This is a genomic window from Streptomyces sp. AM8-1-1, assembly GCF_032229325.1.
Classification (GTDB): domain Bacteria; phylum Actinomycetota; class Actinomycetes; order Streptomycetales; family Streptomycetaceae; genus Streptomyces; species Streptomyces achmelvichensis.
On sequence record NZ_CP135086.1, the window covers coordinates 179,380 to 205,843 of the forward strand.

Here is a 26,464-nt window from a genome sequence, read left to right on the forward strand (position 1 = left end):
AGGCCGTGGAAACTGCACGCAGCCTCCACAGACGAGGAGATCAGTCCTCAGGACGGCTGCCGCCGGTGATGTGGGCCACCAGGAATCCGGCCAGAGCTGCCCACGCCAGGGCGCCAGCTCCCGCATGTTGTCATCCCAGCGCACTCATCATGACGGCTGTCACGGCGCCGGCGGCCATCGGTGACGGCGGCCCACTCCCGCCGTGCGCTGCCCGGCTTCCGCAGCTCGACTGCGGCAGTTCTGACGACCAGGGCGGCGGCGACCGCAACTGTCAGTACGGAGGGATCCATGGGGCCGGCCTTGCGCGTCAGTGATCGTCGTTGCGGGCTCGCTGGTAGACGTCCGGGATGCCGTCGGCGTCGTCGTCGCGGTTCTCCTCCGCGTACAGGCGGCGGTAGATCCCGTTGCGGCGCTTCAGGAGGAGGCCGGCGCAGAGAGCGGCGATGAGGGAGCCGATCAGGACCGCGGCCTTGACGTGCTCGGACGTCGACGGATCCGGAAAGGCGAGCTCACCGATCAGCAGAGCCACAGTGAAGCCGATGCCCGCGAGCACTGCGAGCGCGAAGACGTCCGCCCATGCCAGATCGGGGTTGAGCCGAGCGCGGGTGAACCGGGCAGCCACGTAGGTGCCGACGAAGATGCCCATGGTCTTGCCCACGACCAGCCCCAGCACCACACCCAGCGGCTCCGGCTGGGTGAAGACCTCGCCCAGGGACGCGACAGAGACGCCGACACCGGCTGCGAAGAGGGCGAACAGGGGCACCACGACGCCCGCTGAAACCGGGTGCAGCAGATGAGCCGTGCGCTCTGCGGGGGACGCGGTCTCGCCATTGTCACGGGTGGTGCGCAGGATCAGGCCGATGGTGATGCCGGCGACTGTGGCGTGCACGCCGCCGTTGTACATCAGCGCCCAGGTGACGACTCCCAGGGGGACGTACCACCACCAGCCCCGCACACGGTAGCGCTGGAGCACATAGAAGACGATCAGGCCGGCGAAGGCCCCACCCAAGGCGGCGAAGTTGAGGTCGCTGGTGAAGAAGACCGCGATGATCAAGATCGCGCCCAGATCGTCCACGACAGCGAGGGTGAGAAGGAATGCACGTAGCGCGGAGGGCAAATGGGTGCTGAGCACGGCGAGGACTGCGAGCGCGAAGGCAATGTCGGTGGCCATGGGCACCGCCCAGCCCTGCATGCTGCCCCCACCGGCCATGACGGTGGCTGTGTAAAAGGCGGCGGGCACGATCATGCCGCAGACGGCGGCGATGACCGGCAATGCTGCGGTGGCGGGGGTGCGCAGTTCACCGACGACCAGTTCACGCTTCAGCTCGATCCCGGCGACCAGGAAGAAGATGCTGAGCAGTCCGTCGGCGGTCCAGTGCTCTACCGAGAGGTTCAGGCCGACAGCCGGAATACCGAAATGGAAGGCGCTGATCTGCTCGTAGACGCCGCTCCATGGGGTGTTCGCCCACACCAGCGCCACGACGGCGGCCGCCAGGAGCACGAGGCCGCCGACCGTTTCCGTCCGCAGAGCCTGGGCCACGGCCGTCCGTTCCGGGAGTGGCAGCAGTCCGAGGAATGGGGAACGCTCGCGCGGCGGAGCCATCGGGAAGACCTTCCGGGGCTATCGACATGAGGGCATAGAGCCCCCAGGACGCCGACCAGACTTCCCGGCACACCGCGCATCGGATACGGCCCGTTGTAAGCGGGGCGCATTGACGCGTTCTTCACACCCTATCGGCGGCCTGACCATGCCGCCAGGCCCGGTTTCACGTGCTGAAACGCGGCATTGACGTCATCCGAACCGGCAGTGGAATGCGGCCACGACAGGCGGCCGCCCGGGAAGGAGTCGGTCTCCGGGCTGGACCGCAGCGCCCGATCACGGCACCGAGCGAGACTATGCGCGCTCGTTGCTGGTGGAGGGGAGGCCTGCCTGGTCGAGGCGCTTGCGGAGGGTGCGGGCGAAGTCCTCTGCCCGGTCGAGCTGGGTGCGCAACATCGCCACCTGCTCAGTCGCGGTCCGTTCGTAGGATCTGATGCCCTGCAGCAGCGCCTCGCGCTCGTCCTGGGTCGGACCCGGTGTGGTGTCGAGACGGTCGGCGGCTTCGAGGAGCTCGCGCACCTGTTCCCAGGTGGATGACCATGAGGCGGGCAACATCCGCCTCGGTACAGAGGCGGAAACCGCCCTGGGAGCGGGCGAACGGGATGACCAGGCCGGTCTCCTCGTAATGCCGGTTCCCGCGGAGAGACTGCTCGGTCTGTACGGCGACCTCGCCGTCGGCGTCGTCGACGGCTCCATCACCGCCGTGGTCATCTTCGCCAAACGCGTTGTTCACCTGGGACGCCCCCTCCGTCGCAGCCCTCGAGACCAAGTACCAGCAGCGCGGCAAGACCGTAGAGATCATCGGCTGAACGACTCCAGCGCCGACCTCCACGGCAAGCTCACCCACCAATGCACCTGTAACACGCTATATCTTGCCGGGCGCATGCGGAGCGGTCATCGCTACCTGGGCCCTCGTCAGCCTTCAGGCTTAGCGCTACAGGTAGCCAGGCAGATCAGCTCGGCGGGGTGCAGGGGGCGCCGTTCCCCGGGGGCACGTATCCTCCCCACCCCCGATCAATGAGCCAGAAGACGTCTCCCGGACGTGCCGCCAGGCTCCGCCCGGCATGGACGGGGCATCAAAAACGACGAAGTCCACACCGAGGCGGCGAAGGTGGTAGCCGGCGGCGAGACCTGACTGGCCGCCGCCGACCACCACCACATCGGTCCGCCGTGTCATGCGGAGAGCTGAGGCGCCGTGAACTTCCTGCGCCACGCCAGAGATACGTAGACCAGCGCGACCAGCACCGGAACCTCGATCAGCGGTCCGACGACACCCGAGAGGGCCTGGCCCGAGGTGACGCCGAAGGTGGCGATCGCGACCGCGATGGCCAGCTCGAAGTTGTTGCCCGCCGCGGTGAACGCGAGGGTGGCGGTGCGGTCGTAGTTCAGGCCGATGGCCTTGCCGAGCAGGAAGGTGCCGAACCACATGACGGCGAAGTAGACGAGCAGCGGCAAGGCGATGCGGGCGACATCCAGTGGCTGCGAGGTGATGGTCTTTCCCTGCAGGGCGAAGAGGATGACGATCGTGAAAAGCAGGCCGTAGAGCGCCCAAGGCCCGATCGTCGGCAGGAACGTCGCCTCGTAGGACTCGCGCCCCATCTTCTTCTCGCCGAAGCGGCGGGTCAGGAAGCCTGCCAGCAGCGGGACGCCGAGGAAAATGACGACGTTCAGCGAGATCTTCCACATCGAGATGTCGAGCTTCTCCCCGTCGCCCAGGCCCACCCAGCCGGGCAGCAGGTCGAGGTAGAGCCAGCCGAGCAGACCGAACGCGATGACCTGGAACACCGAGTTGAGCGCCACGAGGACAGCCGCGGCTTCACGGTCGCCGCGGGCGAGGTCGTTCCAGATGATGACCATGGCGATGCACCGGGCGAGGCCGACGATGATCAGGCCGGTGCGGTACTCGGGCAGGTCCGGCAGGAAGATCCACGCCAGCGCGAACATGATCGCGGGGCCGAGGACCCAGTTGATGACGAGCGACGACACCATGAGCTTCTTGTCGCCGGTGACGGTGTCGAGCTTGTCGTAGCGGACCTTCGCCAGCACCGGATACATCATGATCAGCAGGCCGACCGCGATGGGCAGCGAGATGCCGCCGATCTCGACCTTCGCCAGAGCGTCGTTCAGCCCGGGGATGAGCCGGCCGAGTCCGAGCCCGAGGCCCATGGCAAGCAGGATCCACACGGCGAGGAACCGGTCGAGGGTGGACAGCTTGGCAACGACCGAGACCTCTTCGCCTCTCTGCGGGGGTGCGGCGGTGGTGGTCGGTTCAGTGGGGGTCACGGACAGGCCCTCTTGTTCGCGGCAGCACTGCGGGCGGACTCGGCCAGATCGGCGAACTGGCCTGCAAGCTGGGTGATGACGTCGGGGCGGAGCTTGTAGTACGTGAAGCGCCCGCACGGCTCGGTCTCCACCACCCCGGCTTCACGCAGGACGCGCAGGTGGTTGGAGAGATTCGTCTGCCGCGCCCCGGTCTCCTCGACCAAGTGCGTGGTGCAGAGCGTCTCGCGGGCGAGCAGGGTCACGATCCGAAGCCTGAGCGGGTCGGCCAGCACCCGGATCAGGTCAGTGTCGACTGACATCATCATGGACTGATACTGTCACATCAGTGGCAGCTGACGGGTGCTGATGTCACGTGCGCCTGAATCATCGCGAGACAAGAGAGAAACTCCTGATGTCCGAGAAGCCGTCTGTGCTGTTCGTCTGTGTCCACAACGCCGGCCGTTCCCAGATGGCCGCCGGCTGGCTCAGCCACCTGGCCGGAGACCGGATCGAGGTCCGCTCCGCCGGCTCCGCCCCTGCGGACCAGGTCAACCCGGCGGCGGTCCAGGCGATGCGCGAGGTCGGCATCGACATCACGGCCGAGACGCCCAAGATCCTCACCGTCGACGCGGTCAAGGCGTCTGATGTCTGCATCACCATGGGCTGCGGCGACACCTGCCCCGTCTTCCCCGGCAAGCGCTACCTCGACTGGACACTGGAAGACCCGGCCGGACAGGGCGTCGAGGCCGTCCGCCCGATCCGCGACGAGATCAAGAAGCTGGTCGAGGGTCTGATCGACGAGATCGACGCGGACAACGCCAAGTGAGCGTCTCCCCCGACGTACGCAACGTCATCGTCATCGGCTCCGGCCCCGACCCCGCCGGTTACACCGCGGCCCTCTACACCGCCCGTGCGGACCTCAAACCGCTGGTCTTCGGCGGCGCCATCTTCGTCGGCGGGTCGCTCACCACGACGACCGAGGTCGACAACTTCCCCGGCTTCCCCGACGGAGTCCAGGGCCCTCAGCTCATGGAAGACATGCGCGCCCAGGCGATGCGCTTCGGCGCCGAGATGATCGACGACGACATCATCGAGGTCGACCTCACCGGCATCATCAAGGAAGTCACCGACTCCGCCGGAACCGTCCACCGCGCTAAGACCGTGATCGTCGCCACCGGCTCCGGTTACCGCAAGCTCGGGCTCCCCAAGGAGGACGAACTCTCCGGCCGCGGCGTGTCCTGGTGCGCAACCTGCGACGGATTCTTCTTCCGCGACCGCGACATCGCCGTGGTCGGCGGCGGCGACACCGCCATGGAAGAAGCCACCTTCCTCACCCGCTTCGCCAAGTCCGTCACCGTCGTCCACCGCCGCTCCACCCTGCGCGCCTCGCAAGTCATGCAGAACCGCGCCTTCACCGACGACAAGATCTCTTTCGCGTTCGACAGCGAGGTCGCCCAGGTCGAAGAAGAGGGCGGCATGCTCTCCGGCGTGATCCTGCGCGACACGTTCACCGGCAAGACCCGCGACCTGGACGCAACCGGACTGTTCATCGCCATCGGACACGACCCGCGCACCGAACTGTTCACCGGCCAACTCGACCTGGACGACAAGGGCTACCTCAAGGTCGACGCCCCCTCAACACGTACGAACATCCCCGGCGTCTTCGCCGCCGGGGACGCCGTCGACCACACCTACCGCCAAGCCATCACCGCCGCCGGCACCGGCTGCACTGCCGCCCTGGACGCCGAGCGCTGCCTCGCCGCCTTCAGCAACCAAGCCTCTTTGCCCGCACAGTCTCATTCGGCCACGGCCACGGTCTGAACACATGCTGCCGAAGGGGCACCGCTCAGCATGAGCGGGACCCTTCGCGTGCAATCGTCGTCAGGCGTTCGCGCCAGCCGGGTCATCCACCGGTTCGCCCTGGGGGCACCGCGTACCCGGCGAGCCGCGCAGGAATCCGGGCTGCAGTCCCTGCTCGTGAACAGCCTTCGTCAGAAGGGCGGGCAACGGCCCGCGGTGGGCTGGAGTTTCGGCGGCGAGCAACGGCAGGTCCTCACCTCCGGCACGGGCGGCCAGGCGGGCGGCGTCGGCGGCCGCAGCCGGGGGGCACACTCCCCGAAAGGAGCGACTTGGGACCGAACACCGTCACGTCCAAGAACTTGTACGCCTGAGCCTGGCCGCCGGCCGCACACCAACTCAAGTGAGTGATGATGGTCCGGCAAAACCCCTCATCATGTTCTTTGTCGTCAAGCTCCACCCGCGCCAGTCAACATGGCCGCGCCGGTCCCCTCATTCCCTTGACAGCCGACCTCAGCGCTACCAGCAGCTCGCTCTGGGCATCGACAAGGTGCACACGACGCTGTCGGCGGGCTTTGCACAGACGGTTCGGCTCACTTTTCGGAGTCGGCGCCCAGAGGCTGCATCAGCCCGAGACGCATCCCTTCCACCTCCGACGAATAGCTGAGAGCGCAGGGTGTCGTACGCCCATTGCTCCCACTTGTCTGCAGGCCACGCGCGGGTCACGGGCCAGGACCAGAACATGCTCCGGACTGAGCAATGCGTAGATGCTGTCTGCCGCTTCCAGGGGGCAGGGCGGGCGCCGGCTTCTCTGCCAGAGCCTTCGCGGTTCAGCAGGTCAGAGCCGCCGCGTCTGCCGATGGGCACCAGTGATGGGCGTCGCGTCAGGGCTGGTTATGGGCTCCATACCGTTCCCAACGGCCGTGACCTTCTTCCGGCAACGGCACCGCAGCGCATCGAGCGGGCGGGCGTCGTGAGGGTGTCACGGGTGGGGGACCACCGTGTCGGGGAGGGGAGGCGCGGTTCTCTGCAAGGGCCCGGATGGCCCTCGCGGCCGTACCTCTCCCGGCGGCATGCTGTGGGTCATCGGTGAGAGGAGGCCCATGTCCCGGGACAGCGGCGGTAAGGGGTGGGCGCGGCAACGCTTGGTCCCAGCAGCCCCCGGCATCGCTGTGCTGTCTCACTACCGGCGATCCTGGATTCGGGGGGACCTCCTCGCTGGCGCCACGGTCGCGGCATACCTCGTACCTCAGGTCATGGCGTACGCGAGCGTGGCGGGCCTGGCTCCGGTCGCGGGCTTGTGGGCCATCCTGCCGGCGCTGGTGCTGTACGCGGTGCTCGGTTCCTCCCGGCTGCTCTCGATCGGTCCCGAATCGACCACGGCGTTGATGACCGCGACTGTGATCGGACCGCTCGCCGCCGGGAACCCCGGCCGGTACGCCGCTCTGGCCGCCGCGCTGGCACTCGCCGTTGGACTGCTGTGTGTGTTCGCCTGGGCAGTGCGGCTCGGTTTCGTCGCCGACCTGCTCTCCCGCCCCGTCCTGGTCGGCTATCTGTCGGGCGTCGCCCTGATCATGATCGCGGACCAGGTGCCCAAGCTGACCGGCATCGATACGACCGGCACAGGCTTCTTCCCTCAACTGATGTCACTCGCACAGCATCTGACCGGGACTCATGTTGCGACCGTGGTCCTGAGTACCGTCTCACTGATCGTCTTGTTCGCTCTGCCCCAACTGGCGCGAGCCGTGCCCGGGCCGCTGGTTGTCGTCGTTGTCGCTACGGTCGCAGTTGCGCTCTTCGGCCTGCAGAGCCGCGGCGTAGCAGTGATCGGCGAGGTCCCGGCCGGGCTGCCCCGGCCCGAGCTGCCGAGTCCCGGCGATATCGCCGACCTGTTGCTGCCCGCGCTCGGACTCCTCCTCGTCGGCTATACCGATGTCGTGCTGACGGCCCGCGCCTTCGCCGCTCCCGACGAAAAGCAGCTGGATGCCAACCAGGAACTGTTCGCGCTGGGGGCGGCAAACCTGGGTGCCGGGGTGTTGCAGGGTTTTCCGGTGAGCAGCAGCGCCAGCCGCACCGCACTTGTCAAGGCCGCCGGCGGGCGGAGCCAGGTGTATGCGTTGACCGCATGCGCGGCAGTCCTGGCGGTGCTGTTGTGGCTCAGTCCGCTCCTCAGTCACATTCCGGTGGCGGTGTTGGGCGCTCTGGTCGTCTACGCGGCGGTCCGAATGATCGACCTGGCGGGTTTTCATCGGCTCGCCTCCTTCCGGCGCCGGGAGCTGCTCCTGGCACTCGGCTGCCTGGCCGGGGTATTGACCCTGGATATCCTGTATGGCGTGCTCGTGGCGGTGGGGCTCTCGGTGGCCGAACTGCTGAGCCGGGTGGCGCGCCCGCACGACGCAGTCGAGGGCCTGGTCCCGGGCGTTGCGGGTATGCACGATGTCGACGACTATCCGCAGGCCCGCACGGTCCCGGGACTGCTGGTCTACCGCTACGACTCCCCGCTCTTCTTCGCCAATGCCGAAGACTTCCGCAGCAGGGCTCTGGCCGCCGTGTCCGACCATGCGGGCCGGGTGAACTGGTTCGTCCTCAACACCGAGGCCAACGTGGAGGTGGACATCACGGCACTCGACTCGGTGAACGCGCTGCGGCGTGAACTGACCCGCCGGGGCGTCGTCTTCGCCATGGCACGGGTCAAACAGGACCTACGCGACCAGCTGGACGCGTACGGGTTGAGCGAGTCCGTCGGACCTGAGCTGATCTTTCCCACTTTGCCCACCGCGGTCGCTGCCTACCGGAACTGGTCACACGCGCGGAGGGACGGCGAACAGGGCTAGAAGTGCCTGCAGCTGCACGGGTGTTGGCCGTGGGCCCGGGATGACGCGCTCGATCGGAGCTGTCTACGCGAGCAGGCTGGTTTCGCGCCGTGGCAGGCTGGGGACCTCCACCGCGGATGTGGCCCCGATCATGCTCGGCCGAAGCCCGCACGGGATGCCGCCGCTGTCCCAAGGGCCTGACCGGCCGTAGACAAATGCCCTCAGCACCGTCCTTGGACCGTGCTTGCAGATGGGCGTCGAACACCCGGGCACCGAGCAGTCGGCGCATGGACCAAGGACATCGCGGCGGGAGGACCACGTTGCGGATGCGCCGCTTGGAGGTGAATACGACGCCGTCGAGCACCCGTCGAACGTGAGGCGCCCACACCGAGCGCCAGGGCGACTCTCACGAGCCGCCGAGGCGTCCAGAATCAACTGGAAGCAGCGGCACTGTCACCGAGAATCCCCAGCTCCAGATCCGTTTCACCTACCAGCGACGCGAGACGGGGCGCAGTGTGCGTCAATCGTGCGGAATGACGATGACTGGGCAGGCCGTGACGTGATGGATGACCGAGTGCAATGTGCCCCCCAGCCGCCCGTCCTCGTTGATGCGACGGCCCACCACCAGCAGCCTCGCCCTCTCACCGGCTTGGCGCAGGACGCGCCCCGCGGTGCCGTGGACGAGCCGTTCAGTGACGGGTGTGCCCGGGTACTTCTTCAGCCACGGGCCCACCACGGCCGCCAACTGCACCTGCTTGGTGCTCTCCGGCTCCGGGATGCCACTGGACGTGTCGGCCATCAGAGGCAGGCTCCAAACGTGGACGACGATCAGCGGAGCCTCCCGCAGTTCCGCCGCGGCAAAGGCCTGGGAAAGGACTTCGTCGCAGGAATGGTCCAGATCGATGCCGGCGATCACCGGCTCCGCCGGGCCACCGCCGGTACGACGGGTCACGTGGCGGCGCGGACGGGGGGACGCGACCAGAACGACGGGGCACGGTGCCTCGGCCGTGACGGCCAGAGCGACCGAGCCGACAAGGAGCCCTCCCAGAGCAGAGCACCCTTGGGAGCCGACCACCAGCGCGGCGGAGTCCCGGGCGGCGTTCACCAGAGCCGGCGCAGGTGGACCCATCAGGGAGCTGGAGACGATCTGCAGCCCGGGATTGCCGTAGGTGAGGGTGCGCCGAGCCCTGTTCAAGGTGTCGCGTACACGCCCTGCGGGGGCGTCGAGTTCCGGCAGCCCGGTCCGGCGCCCCGGGCCGATGTCGTCCACATGGACGACGTGGAGACCCAGGCCGCGGCGGCGTGCCTCGCGGGCGGCCCAGGCAGCGGCATTCACGCTCGCGGCGGAGCCGTCGATACCGACAGTGATGGTGTCGTGCATGATGCTCCTTCTGTCAGCGGGGCCGGCGGGGGTCACATGCTGTCCGATCCGGGGGTGTACTCGATGAGTGCTGCGCGACCGGCTTCGAGGCGGGCGATGGGGATACGGAAGGGCGAGCAGGACACGTAGTCCAGGCCGGCGTGGTGGAAGAAGTGCACAGAAGCGGGGTCGCCTCCGTGTTCTCCGCAGACGCCGATCGTCAAGCCCGGCCGGGCGGCCCGGCCCTCGGCAACCGCGATGTTCACCAGCCGTCCCACCCCGTCGCGGTCGATCGTCTCGAACGGCGACACCTGGAAGATTCCCTTGTCGAGGTAGGCGGAGAAGAACGCCGCCTCGACATCGTCGCGTGAGAAGCCCCAGGTGGTCTGGGTGAGGTCGTTGGTCCCGAAGGAGAAGAACTCCGCGTCCTCTGCGATCTTGCCCGCGGTCAGGGCCGCCCGGGGCAGTTCGATCATCGTGCCGACCGGGCACTGGATGTGGACGCCCGTCTCCTCACTCACCTCGGCGAGCACGCGATTCACTTCGTGGCGTACCAGGTGCAGTTCCTCCACGGCATCCACGAGTGGAACCATGATCTCTGCCCGCGGGTCGCCGCCGGCTGCCGTGCGCTGTGCCACGGCCTCGGCGATCGCGCGTACCTGCATGGCCACCAGGCCGGGTACCACCAGGCCCAGGCGCACTCCGCGCAGTCCGAGCATCGGGTTCTCCTCATGCATCCGGTTGACGGCCGCCAGGAGTTCGGCGTCCCTCGGTTCGGGTGCCTTGCCCAGGGCGCCGTCCCTGGCGACCCGGACTGCGAGCTCGATGCGGTCGGGAAGGAACTCGTGCAGGGGCGGATCGAGCAGCCGGATGGTGACCGGCAGCCCGTCCATCGCCTGGAGGATGCCGGCGAAATCTTCGCGTTGCAGCGGCAGCAGGGCCTGCAGCGCCCTGTCACGGTCGGTGTCGGTGCGGGCCAGGATCATGGCTTCGACGAGCTCACGCCGGTCACCGAGAAACATGTGCTCGGTGCGGCACAGGCCGATGCCCTGGGCACCAAACCGACGGGCGCGGGCGGCATCTGCAGGCGTGTCGGCGTTGGCTCGCACCTCCAGCCGCCGTACGGCATCGGCCCGTTGCATCATCTGATGCACGTCCCTCACGGGCTGCGGAACTTGCTCAGTCGGCGGCTGGCCACCGCCGTCGAAGTACCGCATGATTTCCGAGTCGATCAATGGGGCGGCACCGAGGTGAACAACTCCCGTTGAGCCGTCCACGGAGATGACGGTTCCTTCGGGCACCGTCACATCCCGTGCGGTGAAGAGGCGTTCTCGGGGGTTCACCGTGATGTCGTCCGCCCCGCATACGCACACCTTGCCCATCCCCCGGGCGACGACGGCGGCGTGGCTGGTCTTGCCGCCGCGGCTGGTCAGGACCGCTTGTGCGGCGACCATTCCGGGCAGGTCGTCCGGGGTGGTCTCCTGCCGGACGAGGACGACCTTCTCCCCCTCCCCGGCTCGGCGCACCGCTTCGGCGGAGTCGAACACGACGGCTCCCACCGCGGCTCCGGGTGATGCGGGGATGCCGTGTGCGATCTCTTCGTTGTCCGCGCGGGTGTCGAAGCGGGGGAACATCAGGTGGGCCAGCGCTTCGCCGTCGATGCGGGCGAGCGCCTGGTCCGGGGAGAGGATGCCCTCGAAGGTCAGTTGGGAGGCAATGCTGAAGGCTGCCTGAGCGGTCCGTTTACCGACTCGGGTCTGCAGCATCCACAGGTGGCCACGTTCGATGGTGAACTCGATGTCGCACAGGTCGCGGTAGTGCTCCTCAAGCTTGTCCATGTGATCGCGTAGCCGGGCGAAGGAGTGCGGATCCAGGCGTTGCAGTTCTTGCAGGGGCACGGCGTTGCGTATGCCGGCGACGACGTCCTCGCCCTGGGCGTTGGGGAGGTAGTCGCCGTAGACGCCGCGTGCTCCCGTGGCGGGGTCGCGGGTGAAGGCGACGCCGCTGCCCGAATCGGCACCGAGGTTCCCGAAGACCATGATCTGGATGGTGACCGCGGTTCCCAGGTCGTCGGGAATGTGCTCGCGTCGGCGATAGAGGCGGGCGCGTTCGGTGTTCCACGAGTCGAAGACGGCGAGAATCGCGCGCTCGAGCTGCTCGGCCGGTTCCTGGGGGAACTCCTCGCCGGTGGCCTCCAGGACGATGTCCTTGTATGTCTCGACCAGTCTGATCAGGTCGCACGTGTCCAGGTCGGTGTCGACGGATGCGCGGTGCTGCTTCTTCAGCGCGGTGAGGGCGTCCTCGAAAAGTGCAGTGTCAACCCCCATGACGATGCCGGCGAACATCTGCACAAGGCGGCGGTAGGAGTCCCAGGCGAACCGTTCACGCCCGGGCCCTTTGGCCAGTCCGAGAACGGAGTAGTCGTTGAGCCCGATGTCGAGGATCGTCTCCATCATGCCGGGCATGGAGAAGGGGGCTCCTGAGCGGACGGAGATCAGCAGCGGGTCGTCGACCTGGCCCAGGTTTCTGCCGGCCGCGCGTTCGAGAGTTTTCAGGTGGTCGGCCACCTGCTCACCGAGATCTTGCGGGGGCACTCCTGTGGTCAGGTAGACGCGGCAGGCCTCGGTGGTGACGGTGAAACCGGGCGGGACGGGCAGGCCCATGCGGACCATCTCGGCCAGGTTGGCGCCTTTGCCTCCGAGTAGGTCGGCCATCTCCCGGCTGCCCTCCGTGAAGTCGTACACGTAGCGGGTCATGGCTGTGCTTCCTTCCGGAGGGCTGCGGTCTGCGGTGGGATTCGGCATCACATTTCAAAGACGATGCGTGCTTTGACCTGGCCATTCATGACCTCGTCGATGCAGGTGTTGACGGAGTCGAGCGGGCGGGTTTCATAGATCACACGGGTGCGGCCGGCGGCGTGCAGCTGGAACACTTCGGCGAGGTCCTGCCGGGTGCCGACGATGGAGCCGATGACGGAAGTCCCGGAAAGCACCGTGGAGAAGACCGGCACCTGGATGGTGCCCTCCGCCGGCAGCGCCACCATGATCAGCTTTCCTCCGCGTCGCAGTCCCGCGTAGGCGATGGCGAACGACTCCTCATCGACCGCGAGCGCGATTGCGGCGTGGGCGCCGCCGTGACGCTGGAGGACTTCGGCCGGGTCTTCCGTGCGGGCGTCGATGAGGATGTCGGCGCCGAGTTCGGCGGCCAGGGCCAGCTTCTCGTCGGTGACGTCGATCGCGGCGACGGTCGCCCCCGCAATCTTGGCGTACTGCACAGCCAGGTGGCCAAGGCCTCCTACTCCGGATATGGCTACCAGGTCGGATGGGCCGACGCCCGCGACCTTGAGCGCCTTGTAAGTGGTGACGCCGGCGCAGGTCAGCGGCGCGGCTTCTCGCGGGTCGAGCCGTTCGGGGACCGGTTGCGCGAAATCGGCGTAGGCCAGCATCATCTCGGCGTAGCCGCCGTCCATGCTGTAGCCGGTGTTGCGCTGCTTCTCGCACAGCGTCTCCCAGCCGGACAGACAGTGCTCGCAGCGGCCGCAGGCCCAGCCCAGCCACGGCACGGCCACACGTTGGCCGACGGACAGGTGCGTGACGCCGTAGCCGAGCGCCTCTACGATCCCGACGCCCTCGTGTCCGGGGACGAACGGCGGCGTGGGCTTGACCGGCCAGTCACCGTGGGCGGCGTGAATGTCGGTGTGGCACAGGCCGGAGGCTTCGAGGCGCACCCGGATCTGGCCCGGGCCGGGCTGGGGGTCGGGGCGTTGCTCGATCACCAGGGGCTCGCCGAGCGTGCGGGCAACTGCTGCCTTCATGGTCTCTCCCTGCTCTGTCGCTGCTTCCAGCCTCTCGCCGGGCGGTGGGAGGCCGGGAGGTCCACTCGGGGCCCCGGGCAGGGCCTTTCGGCCTCCCTTGGTCCGGGAGTCAGTCATGTGGGACCACTGCCACCGGGCAGAGGGCGTGGTGCATCGCGGCGTGAGTGACCGGGCCGTTGTGCGCGCCGATGTGTCCGCGGTGCCGGCGTCGGCCGAGGACGAGCAGACTCGCTTCGCGGGAGGCCCGCAGCAGGTGAGGGGCTGCTCGCCCCTGGTCGGCGGTGCCCGTGGTGACGACGTCGGGGTATTTGTCCTGCCACTGACGGATGACAGCTGTCAGGGTCTGTTGGCGTTCCGCGGCCAGTTCGGGTCCGCTGATCGCTCCCGTGCCCACGGCGTAGAGGGTCGGCGTGCGGTAGCAGTGGATGAAGCGGACTGCGGCGCCCCGCAGGCGGGCGGCCTCGTAGGCGAATGCGATGACCTCGTCACAGGGTTGGTCGACGTCGATGCCGATGACGACGTCCCGGTGGAGAGTGCCGGTGGGCGGCCGAGCGGCGGCCAGTTGGTGCTCGTCCTCGCTCTGCTGCCCAGCGCGGACGAGGACTACCGGGCACTCGGCTCGCGCGACCACCTGGAGGGCCACCGAACCGACGAGGTAGCCGGTGAAACCGCTGACGCCTCGGGAACCGAGAACCAGCAGGGCGGACTCTGCCGAGGCGTCGTGCAAGGCCGCGGTCGGAGGGACGGGAACCTGCTCTTCGTCGACGTGCAGGTCGGGGTATTCGACACGGATGAGGTCCCCCGCCTCGCTCAGGATGCGGCGGGCCCAGTGATGCTGGCTGACGTCGGCAGGCACGACCACGGACGGGTGCGGGGCCCATTCCCACGCATGAAGGATACGCAACGGTACGTGACGACGCTGCGCTTCGCGGGCTGCCCAGCGTGCCCCGGCGAGGCTTTCGGGGGAACCGTCGACACATGCGGTAATCGGTCGAAGCATGATGCGCCTCCTGCGCTGTCGGGCCGAACTACCCCTGTCCGGTGGCGCGTTCGGCATGGACAGCGTGTCGCTGTTTCGGTAGGTGCGTGCAGGGGCCGCCAGGTCCCTCGCCGGGGTCCGAACGGCCCCTGCACGACGGTCGGCGGTGGACGGCACGGTGGACTGGACGCACCTGCGTTCACGTCGGGAGGGCGTACTGCTATGAGTACACGGGTCGTTGTGGGAGTCGATGGTTCAGCCGGCAGTGCGGCGGCAGTTGAATGGGCCGCCGCCGAGGCGACGGCCCGAGGGGCGGCCTTGCGGATTGTGCGGGCTTCGCCTCTGCGCGATCAGGACATGGCAGGCCTGTGGCCCTATCGTCCCGGCCCCCTGCCTGCTCAGGTTCTCAAGACGCTGGCCGAGCGGCACCGGGGGCTGTCCGTCGAGTGCCGGGACCTCACCGGTCCTACTGTGGCGACCTTGGTGGCGCAGAGCGAGAATGCCGAACTGGTGGTGGTCTCCACCCGCGGGACGGGCGGGTTTCCCGGACTGTCGCTCGGCTCGGTGGCTCGGGGGGTGGCCGAGCGCTCAGTGGGTCCGCTGGTTCTGGTGCCCAACGCACCGCCGGAGGACCGCATCCGGACGGTGACGGGCAGGGTGGTATTGGGGGTTGACGCTTGTGACCCGGCCGGGCCTGCGATCGAGTTCTCGTTGCGGGCCGCCCGGCGGGCGAAGGGCTCTCTGCATGCGATCCATGCCTGGAGCCTCCCGGCTCCTGCCGCCGACTGGATGCCGTTCGCCGTTCCCGAGGAGGACCGGGGGCGGTGGGAAGACCACCAGGTACAGCTGCTGTCCGATGCACTGCGGCCGTGGCGAGAGAAGTATCCGCGCGCACTCACGTGCTGGAAGACGTACGGCTGCTCGGGGCCGCGCAGGCGCTGGTGAGCGCCTCGGCGACGGCGGATCTCCTGGTCGTGGGCCGGCGCGGGACACATCTGGGGGCTACCGCGCACGCCCTTGCCCACCACACTCGCTGCCCACTGGCTGTGGTGCCCGCGTGACGTGAACGTCAACGGTCCGGCAGCTACGACAGGGCTGCCGGACACGTCTGCGCATGAGGATGCGGCTAGAGGCTCTCGCCCACCAGAGTGGTGAGATCGAGCAGCCGATTGGTGTAACCCCACTCGTTGTCGTACCAGCCGAACACCTTGACCAGGTCTCCGTGCGTCTGGGTGAGCGCGGGGTCGAAGACGCAGGATGCGGGGTCGCCGATCACGTCGCGGGAGACGATGGGCACGGTGGAGACGCGCAGGATGCCGCGCAGCGCGCCGTCGGCCGCGTCGGCGAACGCCTGGTTGATCTCCTGGGTCGTCGCAGGACGCTCCAGGACCAAAGTTATGTCGGTGAGCGAGCCGTCCTCGACCGGGACGCGAACCGCGATACCGTCCAGCGCTCCGTCGAGTTGGGGAAGGACGAGTGCGACGGCGCGGGCCGCGCCAGTCGTCGTGGGGATGATGCTGAGGGCCGCAGAGCGGCCTCGGCGCAGATCCTTGTGGGGTCCATCGAGGAGAGCCTGGTCGTTGGTGTAGCCGTGGATGGTGGTCATCAGGCCCTTGCTGATGCCGAAAGCCTCGTGCAGGACTTTGACCATCGGTACGACGCAGTTGGTGGTGCATGACGCGGCGGAGATGACCTGGTGGTGCGCCGGGTCGTAGCTGTCGTCGTTGACGCCGATGACGATCGTGGCGTCCGCGTTCTTGCCGGGCGCGGAGATGAGCACCTTGCGTGCGCCGCTCTTGAGGTGCAGGGCGGCAAGGTCCCGGTCGCGGAAGCGGCCGGTGGACTCGATGACGACATCTGCCGGGTACCGGCTCCAGTCGAGGGCGGCCGGGTCACGTTCGGCGGTGACGGCGATGCGGTGCCCGTCGACGGTGATCGAGGTGTTGTCGTGGGTCACCGTTCGATGGAGCCGGCCGTAGGTGGAGTCGTACTCGAGCAGGTGCGCCAGAGTAGAGGGCGGGGCGATGTCGTTGACGGCGACCACTTCCAGGGCCGACGCGTCGGTATCGGCGCGTTCGAGTGCGCCGCGCAGGTAGGTGCGGCCTATGCGGCCGAATCCGTTGATGCCGATGCGGACGGTCATGACATTTCCTTCCGGCCTGGTGGACGGGCCGCGGCCGGGACACCGTTCGTGTCCCGGCCGCCGGGGTCGATCACAGGAGCCAGGGGTTGCGGCGGACGAAGGGGAGCTTCTCCCACGCCTTGCCGAAGCCCCAGGTACGGCCGGCGTACACGACGGCGAGGGCGATCAGGACCACGGCGTACACGAGGTGGTAGTCCAGGAGCGGGTTGGTCGACATGCTGGGGGCGCCGTCGGAGAGGTGCTTGGCCGGCGGCCATTCGGCGGCCCACATGAGCGCCATCATCACGCTTCCCGCCACCGCAGCGAAGCGGAGGGCGACACCTGCTACCAGTGCGGTACCGATGCCGAGAAGTCCGAGCATGAACAGCCAGTTGGCCCAGGTATCGCCGGCCCACGTATGGAACGTCGATTCCATCGGTCCGGCGGCCACGCCGCTCAGGAAGCCCTTGGTCGGCGAGCCGCCGTCGATCCATCCCTTGCCGGCGGGTGTGGCGTAGCCCCAGCCGAATGTCTTGTCGAAGAATGCCCACAGGAAGACTCCGCCGAGGACGAGGCGTACGGCTGCGAAGGTCCTCGCGGCAGCCGTGGTGACAGTGGTCTGTCCGGTGGCGTCGACTGCGGTGGCGCCCTGCGGCTTGCGCCAGACGCGGGAAATCCGGAGCGGCCGGTGCGGGTGCGGCTGAACTGCCATGATGTTCGTCCCCTCAAGTGGTGGTGTCGGGTTGCGTGTTCACTGTCCCGTCAGCGGCGGTGGTTGCGCTGGTGGCATGGGGCCCGGCAGCGTGGGCCGAACGGCCCTGCCTGGTAGGGCTGTTGGGCTCACGGCGGAGGGTTCAGTTACCCCAGGTCCATTCGGCGACCTCGGGCATGTCGGTGCCGTGCTCGCGGATCCACGCGGAGTGGCGGGTGCGTGCGTCGGCCATCGCTTGGCGCAGGGCGACGGCGCGTACGCCCAGGCCGGGGACCCGGTCGATGACGTCCATGACCAGCCGGTAGCGGTCCAGGTCGTTGCGGACGACCATGTCGAACGGCGTGGTGGTGGTGCCCATCTCCTTGTAGCCGCGGACATGGAGGTGGGCATGGCCCGCGCGGCGGTAGGCGAGGCGGTGGATCAGCCAGGGGTAGCCGTGGTAGGCGAAGATCACTGGCTTGTCGCGGGTGAACAGGGCATCGTACTCAGGGTCCGGCATGCCGTGCGGGTGTTCTTCCTGCGGCATCAGCCGGGCCATGTCGACGACGTTGACCACCCGGATGCGGAGTTCCGGACAATGCCGGCGGAGTATCTGTGCTGCGGCGAGGGTCTCCAGAGTGGGTACGTCGCCCGCGCACGCGAGCACCACGTCGGGTTCGCGGGTGCCGTCCTCCGTACCCGCCCACGGCCACGCTCCGGCGCCGCGCGCGCAGTGGGCGCGGGCCTCCTCCATGCTGAGCCAGTCGAAGGTGGGCTGCTTGCCGGCGACGATGACGTTGACGTAATCCCGACTGCGCAGCGCGTGATCGGCCACCGACAAAAGGGTGTTGGCGTCCGGCGGGAGGTAGACGCGGACGACTTCGGGGCTCTTGTTGAGGACGTGGTCGACGAAGCCCGGGTCCTGGTGCGAGAAGCCGTTGTGGTCCTGCCGCCAGACGTGCGAGGTCAGCAGGTAGTTCAGCGAGGCGATGGGCCGGCGCCAGGTCAGTCTGCGGGAGGTCCTGAGCCATTTGATGTGCTGGTTGACCATGGAGTCGACGATGTGGGCGAAGGCCTCGTAGCTGGAGAACAGGCCGTGACGGCCGGTCAGCAGATAGCCCTCCAGCCAGCCCTGGCACAGATGCTCGGACAGCACCTCCATCACCCGCCCGTGCCGTGACAGGTGCTCGTCGGTCGGCTCGATACGGGCCTGCCATGTCTTGTCGGTGGCGCCGAAGACCGCCTGCAGCCGATTGGAAGCGGTCTCATCGGGTCCGACGAGGCGGAAGTCGCGGCGCTCGGATGTGCTCGCCATCAGCTCTTCGAGAAGGCTGCCGAGGACACGGGTCGGCTCGTGAAGACTGGCGCCGCGTTTGTCGACGGGGACGGCGTAGTTCTCCAGTGCCGGCATGGGCAGCTCCCGCAGCAGCAGGCCACCGTTGGCGTGCGCGGTGGCACCCAGTCGGCGCCCCCCGGCGGGGATGCAGGCCAGGACATCGGGCATCGGACAGCCTGCCGAGTCGAAGAGCTCCTCGGGGCGGTAGGAGCGCAGCCACTGTTCGAGCTGCCGCAGATGGTCGGGGTTCTCCCGGACACCGGACAGCGGTACCTGATGGGCCCGCCAGGTGCCCTCGACGGGAACGCCGTCGACCTCGGCGGGTCCGGTCCACCCCTTGGGTGTCCGCATCACGATCATCGGCCAGCGAGGACGCTCGGTGACTCCGTCCTGCCGGGCGGTGCGTTGCATCAAGCTGATCGTGTCCAGAGCGTGGTCGAGGGCTGCGGCCATGTCGCGGTGAACCTCGCGAGGGTCCTGACCGCTGACGTGGAGGGGTTCGTGACCGTATCCGCGCAGCAGCTCGTCGAGTTCGGCCTCGGGCATGCGGGCGAGCACCGTCGGATTGGCAATCTTGTAGCCGTTGAGGTGGAGGATGGGCAGAACCGCTCCATCGTGGACGGGGTCGAGGAACTTGTTGGAGTGCCAGGACGCGGCGAGCGGCCCGGTCTCCGCCTCCCCGTCGCCGATCACGCACGTCACCACCAGGTGCGGGTTGTCGAAGGCCGCGCCGTAGGCATGGGCCAGCGCATAACCGAGTTCGCCGCCCTCATGAATCGATCCGGGCGTCTCGGGGGCGACATGGCTGGGCACCCCGCCGGGGAAGGAGAACTGCCGGAACAGCCGTTCCATCCCCTCCGCGTCACGGCTCACGTCGGGGTACGTCTCCGAGTAGGTGCCCTCCAGCCAGGAGTTGGCGAGGACGGCCGGCCCGCCGTGGCCCGGGCCCCAGACGCAGAGCGCGTCCAGGCCGCGGGCCTTGATCACCCGGTTGAGGTGGGTGTGGACGAGGTTCAGCCCGGGTGAGGTGCCCCAGTGGCCGAGCAGCCGCGGCTTGATGTGCTCGGGTCGCAGGGGCTCCGTGAGCAGCGGGTTGGCCATCAGGTAGATCTGCCCGACGGCAAGGTAGTTGGCTGCCCGCCAGTGCGCGTCCAGGGCAGCCAGTTCGTTGCTGTCCAGTGCCGGCGGGGTGGAATGCTGAAGGGTGCCCATGACTGTCTCCGTAACGAGTGGGGAGCATGCATGCTCCGGGGGCGGACCCTGAGGTCCGCCCCCGGCCGGTGCGATCACAGGTGCTGCGGAACGACGGCGACCGGGCAGTCCGCGTGGTGCAGCAGCGCGTGGGCCACGCGACCCAGCTGCAGCCCGAGATGGCCGCTCTGGCGGCGGGCTCCGACGATGGTGAGGTCGGCTGCTGCCGCTCGCTGCAGCAGTACCTTGTGGGCCGGGCCTTCGACGGTGGTCCGCTGGACTCGGACGCTCGGATACTCCCGCACTCCGTCGGCCAGCGCCCTGTCGAGGAGAGCCGAGGCCCGCTCCTCGTGGACGTGGGTGGGCTCACTCACCAGGCGGGCATGGTCGGTGCTCTCGTACGCCGGGCAGCGCCAGGCGCGGACGGCATCGATCGTGCAGCCGCGGACGTACGCCTCGCGGAAGGCGAAGCGCACCGCTTCGGTGCCGGCATCGTCACTGACGCCGAGCAGGATGCGGTCGTGGCGGCCGTCGATGGAAACGTCGTCGCCGCGGACGACGATCACGGGGCAGCGGGCTCGAGCCGCGACCGCCAGGCTTACTGAGCCGAGCAGGCGTCCGGTGATGGCACCACGCCCGTGCGAGCCGGTGACCAGGGCGAACGCGCCGTCAGCCTCGCGCAACAGAGCCGTCACCGTGTCCTCGGGCACGATATCGGTCAACACCTTGACCTCTGGGTTCCGGCGCTGCGCCCGCTCGGCGGCCGAGGCCACGAGGTGCTGGGCGAGGATCTGGCCGGAAGGCCGGCCGAGATCGTGTCCAAGGGCCATGCCTTCGTAGTTCTCCCAGCGTGACGCATAGACCACGCGCAGAGCGTGACCATGCCGGGCTGCCTCGTCGACGGCCCAGTCCGTGGCGCGGAGGCTGGAATCCGATCCGTCCACGCCCACGATCAGGGGCAGCTCCATTGTCCCCACCGCCTTCCCATGCTGTGTGAGGTCTCTCCTTGCACCGTGTCACCGGGGAGGGGGTGCGGTGCAGGGGCGGACCGGCCCCTGTCGGGGACCTTCGGCCCGCCCGCTGTGCCCGGGCAGCCCCTGGGGCCATCCACCGCAGAAGCCGAGGCTGGAAGGTGAAGGGGCTCCGACGGAAGGCATCGAGATGCTTGACAGCCCGCAGCAGGTCCACGCACTGCTCATGGACGGCACGACGGTTCTTCTCAGAGCGGCAGGTCATGCCGACCGTTCCGAGGTTCTGCGTCTGTACGAGGAGATGTCACCGCAGAACCTGCGGCTGCGGTTCTTCGGAGTGAGCCGCAGCTCGGCCGCAGCAGCTGCGGACCGTGTGGCTGCCCCGGGGCGTCCGGGCTACCAGGCCCTGGCTGCCGTGATCGCAGGCCGGCTGGTGGGGATCGCGGAGTACGAAACGACCGCTCCAGGTGACACCACAGCCGAGATCGCGCTGGCTGTCGCGGACAGCCGACATCACAACGGGGTAGGGACCTTGCTGTTGGAGCATCTTGTAGCCGCCGCCCGCGCCGCTGGCATCACCACATTCAGCGCCGACGCACTCGCCGACAACCACAAGGTCCTCAAGGTCTTCGCCGACCTGGGACTGCGCACCACCCGCCACTTCGAGGGCCCTGAGGTGCAGTGCACTGTCGAACTCGACCCTGACGAGCACTACTTGACTGCCGTCGAGGAGCGTGGCCGTGCCGCCGGCGTCGCCAGCATGCAGCCGCTGTTGCGGCCGCGGTCGGTCGTCGTGGTAGGCGCGGGGCGCGCACCCGGTTCAGTGGGCAGGGCCATCTTGCGCAACCTGCGGCAGGGGAATTTCGCGGGACTGCTCGCCGCGGTCAACCCGGCCGCCCGGGCGATCGAGTGGGTGAACTGCCACGATTCGGTGGCCGATCTACCTCAGACCCCGGATCTGGCGGTGCTCGCAGTGCCGGCCGCTGCGGTCCCGGCAGCTGCGGAGGACTGCGGCAAGTCCGGCGTGCACGCCCTGGTCGTTGTCTCCTCCGGCCTGGACAGTGACCAGGGGGCCGCGCTGCTGCACGCCTGCCGCACCCATGGGATGCGTCTCGTGGGGCCGAATTGCCTGGGCGTGGCCAACACGGACCCGACTGTTCGTCTCGATGCCACGTTCGCCGCCGACCGCTCGCTGCCGGGCACCGCAGGCGTGGCCGTGCAGTCCGGCGGAGTCGGCATCGCGGTCCTTTCCGGTCTGGACCGCCTGGGCATCGGCGTCTCCACGTTCGTCTCACTTGGCGACAAGTACGACGTCAGCGGCAACGACATGCTCCAGTGGTGGGAAGGCGACGGCATCACCGATCTGGCCGTCCTGCATCTGGAATCGTTCGGCAATCCGCGTGCGTTCTCCCGCACCGCCCGACGGGTAGCCCGCCACATGCCGGTGCTGACGGTGGACGCCGGGCGCACGGACGCCGGTCGGCGTGCCGCCGCCTCCCACACCGCCGCGGCCGCCACTTCGGCGATGACCCGGCAGGCTCTGTTCACCCAGGCCGGCGTGATCGCCACCCGGACAATCGGCGAACTCCTCGAGACCGCCGCATTCCTGCACACCCAGCCACTGCCTGCCGGGTCCTCGGTCGCCATCGTGACCAACGCAGGTGGAGCGGGCGTCCTGGCCGCGGATGCCTGCATCGAAGCCGGACTGAGCCTGCCCGCTCTGACCGGAGGGCTGGCGGAGGACCTGCTGACCCTGCTGCCCGCCGGCGCGTCGGTCGTCAACCCGGTGGACACCACCGCCGCGGTCAGCGAGAGCCAGTTGCAGCAATGCGTGAACCGGCTGATGGCGTACGGCAGCATCGACGCCGTATTGGTGGCACTCGTGCCCACCGCCCTCGCCCGGGCTACCGGCGACGAACTGCCCAGGGCCATCACCGGCCCGGGGCGGACCCACCCCAAACCCGTCGCCCTGGTCCTCCCCGCCCAGGAAGCCCGCGTCACCCTGAGCGCCGCCGATGGCGGCGGTCACGTGCCGGCCTATGCCGACGCCCAGGACGCCGCGCGCGCCTTGAGCCACGCTGCGTCCCGCTCCCGCTGGCTGGCCCGACCTTTCGGATCATTCCGCTCGCTGGACGGGGTGGACGGAGTGGCGGCTGCTGAGCTCGTACGCTGCTACCTGCAGACCCACCCGGACGGCGGCTGGCTCGATCCGCAGACCACCGACGACCTACTGGGCTGCTACGGCATCCCGCAACTGCCCTGGTCCTGGGCCATCGACGAGGATCAGGCCGTCGCTGCTGCCGCCCGGCTCGCCGGTCCGGACGGCCGGGTGGTCATGAAGGCCTACTGGCCGGGCCTGCTCCACAAGAGCGAGCAGCACGCCCTCCACCTCGACCTGCAGGGCGAAGCTGTGGTTCGGGCCGCCCATCGGGACCTGGTGTCCCGCTTCGGGGACCTGATGACCGGCGTGGTCATCCAGCCCCTCGCGGAACGGGGCACTGAGCTGGTCGCAGGAGTCGTCCAGGACGGCGTCTTCGGTCCGCTGGTGATGTTCGGGCTCGGAGGCACAGCCACCGACCTGCTGGCCGACCACGCCGCCCGCCTCGCACCACTCACCGACCAGGATGTCCATGACCTGATCACCGCACCTCGATGTGCTCCCCTGCTGTTCGGCCACAGCGGTGAGGGACCGGCCGATCTCGAAGGCATTGAGCAGTTGCTGCTCCGGCTGTCGCGCATGGCGTCGGATCTGCCCCAACTCGCCGACGCGGAGATCAATCCACTCGTGGCATGTCCCGACCGCGTCATCCCTCTCGATGTCCGCATCCGGCTGCTGCCACGCACGGTGCAAGACCCCTACCTGCGCAGGCTGCGCTGAGAGAAAGGGAAGCTCCATGAAGCACACCAAGGTCGGCACCGTCATGGTGAGCGATGTGATCACAGCCGAAGCGGACACCGGATTCAAGGAAGTGGCCCGTCTATTGGGCGACAACCGCATCAGCGGACTGCCGGTCGTCGACGACGACGAGAAAGTCCTCGGCGTCATCTCGGAAACGGACCTGATGCTGCGCCAAGCGGCCGCAGTCCCTGGCGAACCCGAGCACCGGCGCCGCCGGATCATGACCCGTGCCGCGCGCACCCACGACGACAAAGAACGAGCGGAAACCGCGGGAGCACTGATGTCGATCCCCGCGGTCACCGTCCACGCCGACGAAACCATCGCCGCAGCCGCCCGCACCATGGCGCAGCGCCACCTCGAGCGACTCCCCGTCATCGACGAGGAGGAACGGCTGGTCGGCATCGTCACCCGCCGTGAGATTCTCCAGGTCTTCCTGCGCCGGGATGAGGACATCCGTCGCGAAGTCGTCCAAGAGGTCATCGAGAACGCACTCTGGCTGGCACCGCACGCCATCGACGTCCATGTCCAGGACGGTGTCGTCACCCTCAAGGGCGAGGTCGAACGACGCAGTGAACAGCCGATCGCCCTGCACCTGACGCGGCAGGTCGACGGCGTCGTCTCCGTCGTCGATGAACTCACCTACCGCCTCGACGACCGCCACCTCCCGCCCGCCGAACAAGCTCTGCACGGCATCGGCGACCAGTGGCTGCGCAAGCTGTGAAGGAGACCCCGTCATGACCACGAACGTCCTCGTCGCCTACGCCGGCAAGAACGGCTCCACCGAGGAGATCGCCCACTGGATCGCCGACACTCTCAACGACAGCGGCGTCGCCGCGGTGGCACGCCCAGCGGCCCGTGAAGACGCCCCGGGACAGTACGACGCGGTCGTGCTCGGCGGCTCGCTGTATGCCGGCCGCTGGCACCACGATGCCCGCCGCTTCGCACGGCGCCACGCCAAAACGCTGGCCACGCGTCCACTATGGCTATTCAGCAGCGGGCCGCTTGACGCCTCCGCTGCCGACAGGAACCTGCCACCGGTCAAGGGCGTAGCACGGCTCGCGGTCCGCCTGGACGCCCGGGGGCACACCACCTTCGGCGGCCGGCTCGAAGAAGGCGCCAAGGGCAGAATCGCCCGGATGATCATCCAGCAGGGTCGCGGCGGCGACTTCCGCGACAAGCAGCAGATACGCGACTGGGCACAGAACATCGCGGCGGAACTCACCGCTGCCGAGCGCGCCGCATGACACCGCCCGCCCCTCCCAAGCCACAGCCCGCGTCAACGACCGGGAAGGAGCGAGGAATGGATGAGAACACCATCGTCGTCGGCGTGGACGGCTCCGCCGCATCAGCTGCGGCGCTGCGCTGGGCAGCCGCCCAAGCGCCGGCTCTCGACGCACGGATCGTCGCCGTTCACGCCTGGGAGCGGTCCCTACACCACAGGGCGCCCTACGCCCCGGCCACCGGTGAGTCAGCTGAGCAGGAACGGGGGAACGCCTCACTCGTCCTCGAAAGAGCTGTCACCGCCGCGCTGGGGGCACACCCCGCCATGCCGGTGTCCACCGTTGTGGTCCAAGGGCCCGCCGTGCCCGCTCTGTTGCACTACGCCGACCACGCACTGCTGCTGGCCCTTGGACATCACCATCACCCGGATCCGGCCATGCCGCCGATCGGACCGACCGTCCGCGGCTGTATGCGCAATGCGACGGTCCCCGTCGTAGCCGTGCCCGCCGAACTGCCGTCACGGTCACCCACCGTCCGTCCTGCGAATCAGGCCGCATCAGTCTGACCCGCCGACTCGATCCAGCTCTCCGCCCGGAGGAAACCATGAACACCAGCCCGCACATCGTGAGTGACGTCATGACCCAGACCGTCGTCTCCATAGGCCGCCAGGCCACGTTCAAGGAGATCGTCGAACTCCTCAGCCAGTGGAAAGTCAGCGCCGTACCCGTCACGGAAGGCGAAGGGCGGGTCGTCGGAGTGGTGTCCGAAGCCGACCTGCTGCCCAAAGAAGAATTTCGGGACGGTGACCCCGACCGCTACATCCAGTTGCGGCGCCTGTCCGACACGGCAAAAGCCGGCGGGGTCACCGCGGAAGAACTCATGACCGCACCCGCTGTCACGATCGAGGCAGGCGCGACCCTCGCCCAGGCGGCCCGCACCATGGCCGACAGCAAGGTGAAACGGCTGCCCGTCGTCGACGACAGGAGCCGCCTGCAGGGCATCGTCAGCCGGGCCGATCTCCTGAAGGCCTTCCTGCGATCCGACGAGGACATCGCCGAAGAGGTGCGGCGGACCATCGTGCCCTACCTCTTCCCCGCCCCCGTCGAGCCGATCAGAGTGACCGTCGCGGACGGCATCGTCACCCTCACCGGGAAGATCCGTGACACATCCCTGATACCGGTCGCGGCCCGTCTGGTGCGCGCCGTCGAGGGAGTGGTGAGCTTCGAGTGCGAGCTGCACTACGCCTCCTACCCCGGCGTCGTGAACACGAGCCTGTGAGCAATGCAGGCGAATTCGAAGACTGCGCCCTTGCCGGGGGCGCCAATCCCGAGCGCCGCGTCATCCGCAAGCCCGATGAAGCCAGCGGCTTCGTCGGGCACGGGCCATATGTGCAGACACCGGCGGCGGA

Annotated in this window: 21 protein-coding genes and 3 pseudogenes; 11 read left to right on the forward strand and 13 right to left on the reverse strand. The window is 68.4% G+C overall.

Annotated elements, in window-relative coordinates; all coding sequences use genetic code 11:
• Positions 1–307: 307 nt before the first annotated feature.
• Both nhaA and RPQ07_RS00835 read right to left on the reverse strand, forming a co-directional pair.
• Positions 308–1,603, reverse strand: coding sequence for a Na+/H+ antiporter NhaA (gene nhaA, locus RPQ07_RS00830; protein ID WP_313942006.1), 1,296 nt, complete (start codon positions 1,601–1,603; stop codon positions 308–310).
• Positions 1,604–1,894: 291 nt separating this feature from the next.
• Positions 1,895–2,333 (reverse strand): annotated as a pseudogene (locus RPQ07_RS00835) (MerR family transcriptional regulator).
• Between RPQ07_RS00835 and RPQ07_RS00840 the strand changes: the two are divergent.
• Positions 2,265–2,456: pseudogene (locus RPQ07_RS00840) on the forward strand (sodium-independent anion transporter); the annotation flags it as partial. The pseudogenes RPQ07_RS00835 and RPQ07_RS00840 overlap by 69 nt on opposite strands.
• Before the next feature lie 186 nt (positions 2,457–2,642).
• Here RPQ07_RS00840 and RPQ07_RS00845 read toward each other — a convergent pair.
• From RPQ07_RS00845 to RPQ07_RS00855, 3 genes and pseudogenes are all read right to left on the reverse strand, one after another.
• A pseudogene (locus RPQ07_RS00845) lies at positions 2,643–2,777 on the reverse strand (FAD-dependent oxidoreductase); the annotation flags it as partial.
• The gene (arsB, locus tag RPQ07_RS00850; RefSeq protein ID WP_313942007.1) at positions 2,774–3,883 is read right to left on the reverse strand and encodes an ACR3 family arsenite efflux transporter; all 1,110 of its coding nucleotides are present in this window, start codon (positions 3,881–3,883) and stop codon (positions 2,774–2,776) included. The pseudogene RPQ07_RS00845 and the gene arsB, both read right to left, overlap by 4 nt.
• Positions 3,880–4,188, reverse strand: coding sequence for a metalloregulator ArsR/SmtB family transcription factor (locus RPQ07_RS00855; protein ID WP_313942008.1), 309 nt, complete (start codon positions 4,186–4,188; stop codon positions 3,880–3,882). The genes arsB and RPQ07_RS00855 overlap by 4 nt, the downstream gene beginning before the upstream one ends.
• A gap of 86 nt (positions 4,189–4,274) precedes the next feature.
• Here RPQ07_RS00855 and RPQ07_RS00860 point away from each other — a divergent pair, with 86 nt between their 5' ends.
• The 3 genes from RPQ07_RS00860 (at position 4,275) to RPQ07_RS00870 (ending at position 8,493) form a co-directional block, all read left to right on the forward strand.
• Positions 4,275–4,688, forward strand: a complete 414-nt coding sequence (locus tag RPQ07_RS00860; protein ID WP_313942009.1) for an arsenate reductase ArsC — start codon at positions 4,275–4,277, stop codon at positions 4,686–4,688.
• On the forward strand, positions 4,685–5,683 hold the full coding sequence (trxB, locus tag RPQ07_RS00865; protein WP_313942010.1) for a thioredoxin-disulfide reductase: 999 nt from the start codon (positions 4,685–4,687) through the stop codon (positions 5,681–5,683). Before RPQ07_RS00860 ends, trxB begins: the two co-directional genes overlap by 4 nt.
• A 1,079-nt stretch (positions 5,684–6,762) precedes the next feature.
• Entirely contained in the window at positions 6,763–8,493 is a 1,731-nt protein-coding gene (locus RPQ07_RS00870; protein WP_313942011.1) for a sulfate permease, read from the forward strand.
• Between the two features lie 499 nt (positions 8,494–8,992).
• On the opposite strand, the gene RPQ07_RS00875 is transcribed toward RPQ07_RS00870, so the two are convergent.
• The 4 genes from RPQ07_RS00875 to RPQ07_RS00890 all read right to left on the reverse strand — a co-directional run bounded on the left by RPQ07_RS00875 (position 8,993) and on the right by RPQ07_RS00890 (position 14,703).
• Positions 8,993–9,853, reverse strand: coding sequence for a universal stress protein (locus RPQ07_RS00875; protein ID WP_313942012.1), 861 nt, complete (start codon positions 9,851–9,853; stop codon positions 8,993–8,995).
• Between the two features lie 32 nt (positions 9,854–9,885).
• A complete protein-coding gene (gene ppdK, locus RPQ07_RS00880; RefSeq protein ID WP_313942013.1) occupies positions 9,886–12,588 on the reverse strand; it encodes a pyruvate, phosphate dikinase in 2,703 nt (900 codons plus the stop codon).
• A 47-nt stretch (positions 12,589–12,635) separates the two neighbouring features.
• On the reverse strand, positions 12,636–13,646 hold the full coding sequence (locus tag RPQ07_RS00885; protein WP_313942014.1) for a zinc-dependent alcohol dehydrogenase: 1,011 nt from the start codon (positions 13,644–13,646) through the stop codon (positions 12,636–12,638).
• Positions 13,647–13,755: 109 nt separating this feature from the next.
• Positions 13,756–14,703, reverse strand: a complete 948-nt coding sequence (locus RPQ07_RS00890; protein WP_313942015.1) for a universal stress protein — start codon at positions 14,701–14,703, stop codon at positions 13,756–13,758.
• A gap of 144 nt (positions 14,704–14,847) precedes the next feature.
• On the opposite strand from RPQ07_RS00890, the gene RPQ07_RS00895 reads away from it, so the two are divergent.
• Positions 14,848–15,570 (forward strand): universal stress protein, encoded by a 723-nt coding sequence (locus tag RPQ07_RS00895; RefSeq protein WP_313942016.1) that lies wholly within the window; start codon positions 14,848–14,850, stop codon positions 15,568–15,570.
• Positions 15,525–15,686 (forward strand): universal stress protein, encoded by a 162-nt coding sequence (locus tag RPQ07_RS37745; RefSeq protein WP_413777687.1) that lies wholly within the window; start codon positions 15,525–15,527, stop codon positions 15,684–15,686. The genes RPQ07_RS00895 and RPQ07_RS37745 overlap by 46 nt, the downstream gene beginning before the upstream one ends.
• A gap of 65 nt (positions 15,687–15,751) precedes the next feature.
• Here RPQ07_RS37745 and gap read toward each other — a convergent pair whose 3' ends face one another.
• The 4 genes from gap to RPQ07_RS00915 all read right to left on the reverse strand — a co-directional run bounded on the left by gap (position 15,752) and on the right by RPQ07_RS00915 (position 20,933).
• Complete coding sequence (gene gap, locus RPQ07_RS00900; RefSeq protein ID WP_313942017.1) at positions 15,752–16,768, reverse strand: type I glyceraldehyde-3-phosphate dehydrogenase; 1,017 nt, start codon at positions 16,766–16,768, stop codon at positions 15,752–15,754.
• Between the two features lie 70 nt (positions 16,769–16,838).
• Entirely contained in the window at positions 16,839–17,459 is a 621-nt protein-coding gene (locus tag RPQ07_RS00905) for a hypothetical protein (protein ID WP_313942018.1), read from the reverse strand.
• 142 nt (positions 17,460–17,601) lie between these two features.
• Positions 17,602–19,986 carry a phosphoketolase family protein gene (locus tag RPQ07_RS00910; RefSeq protein WP_313942019.1) on the reverse strand — a complete coding sequence of 795 codons (2,385 nt, stop codon included), beginning with the start codon at positions 19,984–19,986 and terminating at the stop codon, positions 17,602–17,604.
• A gap of 74 nt (positions 19,987–20,060) precedes the next feature.
• The gene (locus RPQ07_RS00915) at positions 20,061–20,933 is read right to left on the reverse strand and encodes a universal stress protein (RefSeq protein WP_313942020.1); all 873 of its coding nucleotides are present in this window, start codon (positions 20,931–20,933) and stop codon (positions 20,061–20,063) included.
• 193 nt (positions 20,934–21,126) lie between these two features.
• Between RPQ07_RS00915 and RPQ07_RS00920 the strand changes: the two genes are divergently transcribed.
• The 5 genes from RPQ07_RS00920 to RPQ07_RS00940 are packed head-to-tail and all read left to right on the forward strand — an operon-like array spanning position 21,127 to position 26,334.
• Positions 21,127–23,814, forward strand: coding sequence for a GNAT family N-acetyltransferase (locus RPQ07_RS00920; RefSeq protein ID WP_313942021.1), 2,688 nt, complete (start codon positions 21,127–21,129; stop codon positions 23,812–23,814).
• A 16-nt stretch (positions 23,815–23,830) separates the two neighbouring features.
• Positions 23,831–24,556, forward strand: coding sequence for a CBS domain-containing protein (locus tag RPQ07_RS00925; protein ID WP_313942022.1), 726 nt, complete (start codon positions 23,831–23,833; stop codon positions 24,554–24,556).
• Positions 24,557–24,569: 13 nt separating this feature from the next.
• The gene (locus tag RPQ07_RS00930; RefSeq protein WP_313942023.1) at positions 24,570–25,079 is read left to right on the forward strand and encodes a flavodoxin domain-containing protein; all 510 of its coding nucleotides are present in this window, start codon (positions 24,570–24,572) and stop codon (positions 25,077–25,079) included.
• Positions 25,080–25,135: 56 nt separating this feature from the next.
• Positions 25,136–25,621, forward strand: a complete 486-nt coding sequence (locus tag RPQ07_RS00935; protein WP_313942024.1) for a universal stress protein — start codon at positions 25,136–25,138, stop codon at positions 25,619–25,621.
• 38 nt (positions 25,622–25,659) lie between these two features.
• Positions 25,660–26,334, forward strand: a complete 675-nt coding sequence (locus tag RPQ07_RS00940; RefSeq protein WP_313942025.1) for a CBS domain-containing protein — start codon at positions 25,660–25,662, stop codon at positions 26,332–26,334.
• Positions 26,335–26,464: the final 130 nt, after the last annotated feature.

What these genes read in the sequence shown, in the direction of transcription:
- RPQ07_RS00895 (WP_313942016.1), top strand. Translation starts at nt 14,848, where the DNA reads ATGAGTACACGGGTCGTTGTGGGAGTCGATGGTTCAGCCGGCAGTGCG.
- RPQ07_RS00930 (WP_313942023.1), top strand. Translation starts at nt 24,570, where the DNA reads ATGACCACGAACGTCCTCGTCGCCTACGCCGGCAAGAACGGCTCCACC.
- RPQ07_RS00915 (WP_313942020.1), bottom strand. Translation starts at nt 20,933, where the DNA reads ATGGAGCTGCCCCTGATCGTGGGCGTGGACGGATCGGATTCCAGCCTC.
- RPQ07_RS00905 (WP_313942018.1), bottom strand. Translation starts at nt 17,459, where the DNA reads ATGGCAGTTCAGCCGCACCCGCACCGGCCGCTCCGGATTTCCCGCGTC.
- RPQ07_RS00910 (WP_313942019.1), bottom strand. Translation starts at nt 19,986, where the DNA reads ATGGGCACCCTTCAGCATTCCACCCCGCCGGCACTGGACAGCAACGAA.
- RPQ07_RS00860 (WP_313942009.1), top strand. Translation starts at nt 4,275, where the DNA reads ATGTCCGAGAAGCCGTCTGTGCTGTTCGTCTGTGTCCACAACGCCGGC.
- RPQ07_RS00855 (WP_313942008.1), bottom strand. Translation starts at nt 4,188, where the DNA reads ATGATGATGTCAGTCGACACTGACCTGATCCGGGTGCTGGCCGACCCG.
- RPQ07_RS00935 (WP_313942024.1), top strand. Translation starts at nt 25,136, where the DNA reads ATGGATGAGAACACCATCGTCGTCGGCGTGGACGGCTCCGCCGCATCA.
- RPQ07_RS00940 (WP_313942025.1), top strand. Translation starts at nt 25,660, where the DNA reads ATGAACACCAGCCCGCACATCGTGAGTGACGTCATGACCCAGACCGTC.
- RPQ07_RS00875 (WP_313942012.1), bottom strand. Translation starts at nt 9,853, where the DNA reads ATGCACGACACCATCACTGTCGGTATCGACGGCTCCGCCGCGAGCGTG.
- RPQ07_RS00925 (WP_313942022.1), top strand. Translation starts at nt 23,831, where the DNA reads ATGAAGCACACCAAGGTCGGCACCGTCATGGTGAGCGATGTGATCACA.
- ppdK (WP_313942013.1), bottom strand. Translation starts at nt 12,588, where the DNA reads ATGACCCGCTACGTGTACGACTTCACGGAGGGCAGCCGGGAGATGGCC.
- RPQ07_RS00920 (WP_313942021.1), top strand. Translation starts at nt 21,127, where the DNA reads ATGCTTGACAGCCCGCAGCAGGTCCACGCACTGCTCATGGACGGCACG.
- gap (WP_313942017.1), bottom strand. Translation starts at nt 16,768, where the DNA reads ATGACCGTCCGCATCGGCATCAACGGATTCGGCCGCATAGGCCGCACC.
- RPQ07_RS00885 (WP_313942014.1), bottom strand. Translation starts at nt 13,646, where the DNA reads ATGAAGGCAGCAGTTGCCCGCACGCTCGGCGAGCCCCTGGTGATCGAG.
- RPQ07_RS00870 (WP_313942011.1), top strand. Translation starts at nt 6,763, where the DNA reads ATGTCCCGGGACAGCGGCGGTAAGGGGTGGGCGCGGCAACGCTTGGTC.
- nhaA (WP_313942006.1), bottom strand. Translation starts at nt 1,603, where the DNA reads ATGGCTCCGCCGCGCGAGCGTTCCCCATTCCTCGGACTGCTGCCACTC.
- RPQ07_RS00890 (WP_313942015.1), bottom strand. Translation starts at nt 14,703, where the DNA reads ATGCCGAACGCGCCACCGGACAGGGGTAGTTCGGCCCGACAGCGCAGG.